The 7,331-nt window shown below is 58.8% G+C and carries 5 protein-coding genes and 1 pseudogene; all 6 read right to left on the reverse strand.

Annotated elements, in window-relative coordinates; all coding sequences use genetic code 11:
• Positions 1 to 581: 581 nt before the first annotated feature.
• The 6 genes and pseudogenes from JO015_04415 to JO015_04440 all read right to left on the reverse strand — a co-directional run bounded on the left by JO015_04415 (position 582) and on the right by JO015_04440 (position 7,331).
• Positions 582 to 1,328: an ABC transporter permease gene (locus tag JO015_04415; protein ID MBV9998341.1), complete on the reverse strand. Its 747-nt coding sequence runs from the start codon at positions 1,326 to 1,328 to the stop codon at positions 582 to 584.
• Positions 1,329 to 1,347: 19 nt separating this feature from the next.
• Positions 1,348 to 2,133 (reverse strand): ATP-binding cassette domain-containing protein, encoded by a 786-nt coding sequence (locus JO015_04420; protein MBV9998342.1) that lies wholly within the window; start codon positions 2,131 to 2,133, stop codon positions 1,348 to 1,350.
• A gap of 336 nt (positions 2,134 to 2,469) precedes the next feature.
• Positions 2,470 to 2,748, reverse strand: a complete 279-nt coding sequence (locus JO015_04425) for a hypothetical protein (protein ID MBV9998343.1) — start codon at positions 2,746 to 2,748, stop codon at positions 2,470 to 2,472.
• 90 nt (positions 2,749 to 2,838) lie between these two features.
• The gene (locus JO015_04430; protein ID MBV9998344.1) at positions 2,839 to 4,593 is read right to left on the reverse strand and encodes a SulP family inorganic anion transporter; all 1,755 of its coding nucleotides are present in this window, start codon (positions 4,591 to 4,593) and stop codon (positions 2,839 to 2,841) included.
• Positions 4,590 to 5,615, reverse strand: coding sequence for a sulfate ABC transporter substrate-binding protein (locus tag JO015_04435; protein ID MBV9998345.1), 1,026 nt, complete (start codon positions 5,613 to 5,615; stop codon positions 4,590 to 4,592). The genes JO015_04430 and JO015_04435 overlap by 4 nt, the downstream gene beginning before the upstream one ends.
• A gap of 1,186 nt (positions 5,616 to 6,801) precedes the next feature.
• Positions 6,802 to 7,331: pseudogene (locus JO015_04440) on the reverse strand (glucose-1-phosphate thymidylyltransferase).

Raw genomic sequence — 7,331 nt, forward strand, 5'->3', positions numbered from 1 at the left:
GCAAAGCAGCCCGGGGCTGTAGGCTTGCCCTCCCTCATCCGGCATTCTATCTGATTTGTCGTATTGCCGTCCGCGGCTACGGCCAGGTCCGGAATTGCGGCCTCGGCGGCAAGGGCGGCGCTGACTCATTTTCTGCCGCCCCTTCAGGGCTCGATCGTTATTTGACGGTTACCCAGGGTAAACCCTGGGCTATGTTCCAGCGCCCCTTCGGGGCTGAAACCGGTTCAACCCTCCTGAGAACGGGTGTAATGTTCGCCATGGGTGCACTTTAGCCGGCGACCGACTGCAAAGAAGGTCCGGAGTGCGCAACACCATTTCGACGGCCATCGAGGTAAAATTTTGTCTTCCTTCCCAGGTGCCCTGCAAACGTTACACCTATCAGACCGTATAAACCGTCTCCCGGCCCGTTGGGCCCAAGATCGATTCAACCAGCCACGGAGCATCCTCCGGCGCCGACACCCCCCTGAAGCCGGCATTCTACCGAGATAGCTGTCTGAATGGTTAAGTCACTTCCGTGGCTCGAGCCGTCTCTGGCCGGTGGCTGGTAGAACTCGCATCGAAAGACATGCCGGCGCTTGGGTTCAAAGCTGAATTCGGGAAAAGAGGTAACCGCCAAAACCAAGAAACACGGCGGTAAACACGGCAAGCACAGCCAGATCGGTCGGAATGCCGAAATGGGCCACGCCGATCAAGGCGGTTCGCAATCCATCCACGCCGAAGGAGAGCGGGTCGATGCGCGCGATCAACTGAATCGGCACCGGCGCTTCACTCAAAGGAAACAATGCACCCGACAAGAAAAAAGCGGGCATCACAAGCAGATTCATGACGAGCTGAAAACCTTGAAAATCCGTCAGGAGGGAGGCAATCCCGGTACCGAGCGCCGTGAAGGTGGTGGCGATCAATGCCATGAACAAAAGTGCGACCGGCAACAGGCTCAGGTTCTGAATTCGAAAACCGGCGAGGGCGCAGACGGCCATGACAATCACCCCCTGAATGAGTGCGGTAGTGGCCCCGCCCAGCGTGCGTCCGATCATGATCGAGAGACGTGACACCGGAGCGACGAGCGTCTCCTTAAGGAAACCAAACTGCCGATCCCAGATGAGTTCGATTCCGGAAAACATGGAATTGAACAACACGGTCATTCCGATTACGCCGGGAGAAATGAATTGGATGTAACTGCCGTGCCCCGCCTTCTGAAAGATCGGCCCCAATCCGAAGCCCAGGGCGAACAAAAAGAGCAATGGTTGCGCCAACGATGCGGCCATGCGGGGTCTCGAACGGGCGTACCGTTTCAACTGTCGCAGCCAGAGAATGTAGACGGCATTCATGCGGTTGCAGCGGTCAGATCTACCGCCTGAATAGCTTTGCGATTCGTCGCATTCGCACGATCGAACCACCCTCTTCCTCGCGAATGGAGGTGCCGGTCAAGGCGAGGAACGCCTCTTCAAGCGAGTCGGTGCCGGTCTGCCGTTTCAGTTCTGCCGAAGAACCTTGAGCGATGATACGGCCGTGGTCCATGATGGCGGTCCGGTGCGCGACCCGCTCCGCTTCCTCCATATAGTGCGTGGTCAGAAAAACGGTGACATCTTCCGTTTCATTCAATCTCTTCACGTGGCTCCAGAGCTGATTGCGCGTTTGGGGATCAAGCCCCAGCGTCGGCTCATCGAGGAAGAGAATCTTGGGGGTGTGTAGAAAACCGCGGGCGATTTCAAGTCGGCGGCGCATTCCGCCCGAAAAATTTTTGACTTGATGATCGCGGCGGTCCCACAACTCAAACAGGTTCAAAAGCTCCTCGATGCGCGCGGCACGGACTCGTCTGGGAACCTTATAAAGGACGCCGTGGAAATCCATGTTCTCATAGGCGGTCAGTTCATCATCTATACTGGAGTCCTGAAAGACAATACCGAACCGTTTGCGCGTTTCCTGCTGGTGGGTCACAGGATCGAGGCCATCCAGTTCCACCCGGCCGGAGGTGGGCCTCAGCAGGGTAGTCAACATTTTGATGGTCGTCGTTTTGCCGGCTCCGTTGGGCCCGAGAAAAGCGAAAATTTCGCCTTTGGCAACTTCAAACGAAATACCCTGGACGGCGGAAACGGCGCCGAAGTTCCTGGTAAGGTCACGCGCCCAGATCACGCCGAAGACTAAACGGTCTGGTTCGGTTTTCAAAACTGAAATCCACCTCGATACCGATGGCGACACGGGCGGCTGTTCGATGATTCACACGGACGACGGCGGCGCTTACCCCGCGGGGACCCCGACGCGCCGAATCGTTATCGGCGAGGGACGGCGGGTAACGATTCCTGCATTTCTACCTTGTTTAACGCCGGCAAGGGTTTTCTGCGCCATGTCGTGGATGAAGAATCGTCCGGCTACCCAATTCGATACCGCCGGTCCGATGACTGGCCACTTCAGGTCAAAATTGTGGCTGATGCGAATGCGAACCGAGCCGTCAGGTTGTTCCTCAAAATCCTAGACGGCTCTCGTGCCCCGTAATGCGTTCAGCGTCGATTTAAGATGGTGAAAGTGCAACTGCCGATTCTTCGTGTCTATCCGGTACTCGGAAAGCGACCGGATCGTGATCCCCGACCTGACGCACGACGTTCTGACGAGCCCACCCGAGGGCGTTTGCGCAACAAACCGATTATAGCGGTAATGGGGGAGAAACTCGGGCCAGCGCGGCAAATTGGAAGCCACCGCGAAGGTCTTAACGAGCGGCGCCCGGATGATAATCTCATGGGTGAGTTTCATTCTCTACACCCGTTCCCAAGATGGTTGAGCGGTCTGATTTCTTGTGCGGCTGCCTAGAGACTAACAAGGAACATTCATCCCTTACGCCCTTTACACCAGGTAATAAGCCGCTTCTTTTCGCTCGGTCGCATGCTCTCGGTTCAGGAGAGCGTAGGCGTCGCGCACGGCGTTGAGGGTTGCCGAGTGGTTTTCGTCTTTTTCCGGATAAATGCGGTCTGCCGGAAACCACTCGTTCGAGCGGACGTTGCGCAGGATTTTCGCAAGGTTGGGGCGAACGCCCGCCAGGAGCACGGTGACCCCGCGCTGATCGGCATCGCGCAGGAAGCGCTCGAGGTGCTCAACGGCCACCACGTCCGGATTACGGGTGCGCCTCAAGCGCAAGACGACGTACTTGATGCCGGTGAGGATCGTCTCGTCCTTGATCCGTTCCAAGCAGCGATCCAGCTCCGGTGACGCCCCGAAAAAGAGTTCGCCTTCAAGATCGTAGATGAGCAGCGAATTCGAGCGCGGCTCGTCTGGTTGGCGCTCCCGCACCACGCGTTCCGGCGTCACGATCAGTTCCCGAACCGCCAACCTGGCGACGCGCGGGACGAATAACAGCAGGGAGAAGGCCGTGCCGATGAGGATGGAATCTTCAACGCTGATGAAGATCGCCGCGAAAGCGGTGATGAAGACGAGCGCGGCATCGAAGCGGGACGCGCGGACCGCATAGGCGAGGCGCTTCCAGTCAATCAACCGGGCAGCCGTGATGAAAAGCAACCCGGCCAGCGCCGGTTTGGGAATGAAACGTGCATAAGGCCCGAGCGCGAGAACGGCAATTCCCACGATGAGGCTCGCGTAGATGCCGGACATGCGGGTGATGGCGCCCGACTGGTAGTTGATGGCCGAGCGCGTCAGGGAGCCGGAGCCGGGCAGCGACTGGAAGAAGCCGCCGACTAGATTGCCGATGCCTTCGGCGAGGCACTGGCGATTGTAGTCGAGCGGTTGGCGGGTGTGGGTGGCGATCGACTTGGCCACGGCGAGCGCTTCGAGCAAGCCCAGGAACGAAACCGCCACGGTGCTGCCCAGCAAGCGGGGCACCCATTCGAACCGGATGGTGGGAATGCGGAACGACGGCAAGGCGGCCGGCACTGTGCCCACCACTGAAACCATGCTCCTGCCGTCCGCCCTGGGTGCCGACCAACCAAAGTGGGCAGCCAGCGCAGAAGCGATAATCAGCGCCAACAGCATGTCCATTTGCGGCAGCCTGTATCGATTGATCACCCTCCTCAGGAGCAGCGCCGCCACGAGGGTGCCGGTGCCGAGTCCGACGGCATAGAGGTTGAAGGGGCCGCTTTGGGTGAGCGTTTCCCAAAGGTGCACCAGGACCGAATGGCCTCTGCCGCCAGCTTTCGCCACGCCGAGGAAATTGCCGACCTGGCCGATGGCCACCAGCAGGCCCGCCCCGGCCATGAAGCCAAGCACGACGGATTCGGAGATGTACCGCGTCAAGTCGCCCAGCTTGAAGACCGCAATCAAGATCTGGGTGACGCCAACCATGATGCCCAGGAGAAATAGCGCTTGGTAGGCGTCGAAACGCGCATCAAACCCCATTAATGCGCTGAAGACGACCAGCGAGATGGCGTTGGTCGGCCCGTTGATCAGGTGGGACGATGACCCAAAGATCGACGCCACGAAGGTGACCACGATAGCCGAATACAGGCCAAAACGCGGATCAACGCCGGCGATAAGCGCGTAGGCCATCGCCTGCGGGATCGCAATCGCCGCGACCGTGGCGCCCGCCACCAGATCCCGGCGAGCGATATCCCCCGTATAATTGAAACGTAAATGGAACGGCAGACTCATTTGGTTTGGGTGGTGTGAATGATCTCGAAAATGCCGCTGTCGCCGAAGAATCTTGCCTGGGCGTCCGCCCAGTCTTTAGCAACCAGCGTCACCGGAAAGAGTTCGATATCCGGCAACCGGTCCTGATGCCGTTTCAGGATTACCCGATTGATGGGCCGGTAACCATGTTTCGCAAAGATCTCCTGCGCTGCATCCGTGAACAGGTAAGCCAGGTATGCCTTGGCCGCGGCTGCGGAGGCATGCTTTCGGACGTTAAGATCTACCCACGTGACGCTCGGCTCCGCCAGAATACTCACGGGCGGGTAGACCACTTCCAGCTCGCCTTTGGAGTCGGCCACTTCCCGCAGGGCTTCGTTCTCCCACGTCAGGTGGACGTCGCCTTCTTTCGCCAGGACAAAGGTTGTGGCGGAATCACGAGCGCCCTGGCCCAGGACCGCCACGTGCTGGTAAAGTTTGACGAGAAAGTCGCGGGCGTCATCTTCGCTTCCGCCCCGATGGATGACCGAGCCCCAGGCGGCCAGGACGCTCAGCTTGCCGTTTCCCGAAGTGTTGGGATCCGGCGTCACAACTTCCACGTCGGGACCAACCAGATCGGGCCAGTCTTTGATACGCTTCGGGTTTTCTTTCCTGACGACGAACACAATCGTCGAAAAGTAAGGCTGCGACTGGTGAGGAAACCGGTTTTTCCAATCAGGGGCAATGAGCCCCCCCTTTGACAAGCCCTCAATGTCTGAGGGAAGTGCGAGCGTGACCACGTCCGCCGCCAGTCCATCGGCAACCGCTCGGGCCTGTCGCGACGACCCGCCGTGGGATTGTTCGATGCTCAACCGGTGTCCAGCGTCCCGCTCGTACTGCGCAACGAATTCGGCGTTGATTTCTTTGTAGACTTCACGCGTGGGGTCATAAGAAGCGTTGAGCAGTTGGCCGTGCTCGCCCCCTCCGTAATTCTTTAATCCCACGGTCCCGACGGCAACGGCCGCCAGGGCAAGGCCAAAAAGGTCGAGCCATTTCGTCGCGCTCATAAGTGGAATATGTCCTTCGGCGCTGTGAACGCACCAGCCTGACGTTCCGGCCAGTCCAGGGTGTTCATGGGAAGGTGGCAAAGAGGTGCGTCTTGAATGAGGATGTTGACACGCTTGAAGGAAAGCACGATAACTTGACCAGGCTAGTAGGAAATTACCAGTCTTTTTTAATTTGGGTGCGGATTAATCCCGAAAGACGAATGATGACGGGTGCCTTGTTTCGACCACAGCACTTAACCTTTGTTGGTGATCCAGAGGCGTGGCCTGCGCCTGATCAAGCGCGGTTATCGGGTTGCTTATGTGGCCAAATGCCCGCCGGTTAGCCGCGGTGCTGCAGTGGTCGAACCCGCGTCGCAACCACCAAGCCCAAGCGAAGTTCTTTTATTACAAAACTCGGAAGGCGTTGCGCCATTTGCAGCTGTGGTGTTACACTATCTCAATGACCAGCCAGGTAAAACTTTGTCTTAGGCCCAACGGGCCGGCAGAGCTTAGCCCAGGGTTCCACCCCACCGCCATTTAGTTAAGGACGGCAGGCCGGGCGTGGCCTTCGTCCCGCAGGGACGGCTGAGGTTAGGCAGGGACTTCAGTCCCTGTGAAGGTGTCCCCCAGGGGTTGCGTCCCCGCGGGACGCCTAAGGGCGTGCGCCGGGCCACATGCGGGCCTCAACGGTGGGGGCGCCGTTCGGGTGTTCGTCGCCGAGGGTCGCGCCGGGTTTGGCCGGCCGCTTGGGAGCCGGCACCCTGCGGGGCAGCGTTTCAGGCGTCCCGTCGGGACGCGATCGCTCTTAAATGCCCCTTCCAGGGACTGAAGTCCCTGGCTAACCTCAGCCGTCCCTGCGGGACGAAAGCATTCCCCCCTCGCCCTTAACTAAATGGCAGTGGGCTAAACCCTGGGAACGCACCCCTCCCCCAATCGAGCCCTGAAAGGGCGGCAGAGCCCGCGAGCGATGCCTTCTGCCGCCCCTTCAGTAAATCCAACCCGGTGGGGCGGGCGTTTGTCAAGGTGGGCGCACGGACGTGACGCCTTTGGAGGGCTCGTCGTCATTTTACGGTTACCCGGGGTAGACCCGGGGCTAAGTTCTGCCGCCCCTTTGGGGATGAAACCCAGTCGAAATTCCAAAGCTAACTGTCTAATTGGTATCAGTTGATCATGCCAGTGCCGAAAGGGCCGGATCAGAGAAAGCTCATCAGGGGTTTGCCAACCCCGGCTTCATACGACGGTCGTCGGCCACGCTCAAGAGGTACTGCCCATAAGGGCTTTTTTCGAATTTCTTCCCAAGCGAAACAAAGTGTTCGAATGTGATGAAACCTTTCGCATAGGCGATCTCCTCCGGGCAGGCGATATGTAATCCTTGACGTTTTTGCAGCGTTTGAACAAAGCTTGCCGCTTCAAGCAGGCTATCATACGTACCCATGTCGAACCAGGCGAAGCCACGACCCATGCGCTTAACTTGAAGCTGTCCTTGCTCGAGGTAAGCCCGATTGACGTCCGTGATTTCCAGTTCACCACGCGCAAGACGGCTGAAGCGTGGATACGAGGTCGATGACCTTTTCATCGTAAAAATAGAGCCCGGTCACGGCCCAGTTCGAGCGCGGTGCCCGCGGCTTCTCCTCGATTGAAACGGCATGACCGCTGTTGTTGAACTCGATGATCCCGTAGCGCTGCGGGTCATTGACGTGGTATGCAAACACCGTGGCACCCGTTGTGCTGAGTCGG

It is taken from the genome of Verrucomicrobiota bacterium (assembly GCA_019247695.1).
Classification (GTDB): Bacteria; Verrucomicrobiota; Verrucomicrobiia; order Chthoniobacterales; family JAFAMB01; genus JAFBAP01.

Excerpts from the sequence above, each read along its gene's own strand:
- JO015_04415 (MBV9998341.1), bottom strand. The coding sequence starts at position 1,328 with ATGAATGCCGTCTACATTCTCTGGCTGCGACAGTTGAAACGGTACGCC.
- JO015_04430 (MBV9998344.1), bottom strand. The coding sequence starts at position 4,593 with ATGAGTCTGCCGTTCCATTTACGTTTCAATTATACGGGGGATATCGCT.
- JO015_04425 (MBV9998343.1), bottom strand. The coding sequence starts at position 2,748 with ATGAAACTCACCCATGAGATTATCATCCGGGCGCCGCTCGTTAAGACC.
- JO015_04435 (MBV9998345.1), bottom strand. The coding sequence starts at position 5,615 with ATGAGCGCGACGAAATGGCTCGACCTTTTTGGCCTTGCCCTGGCGGCC.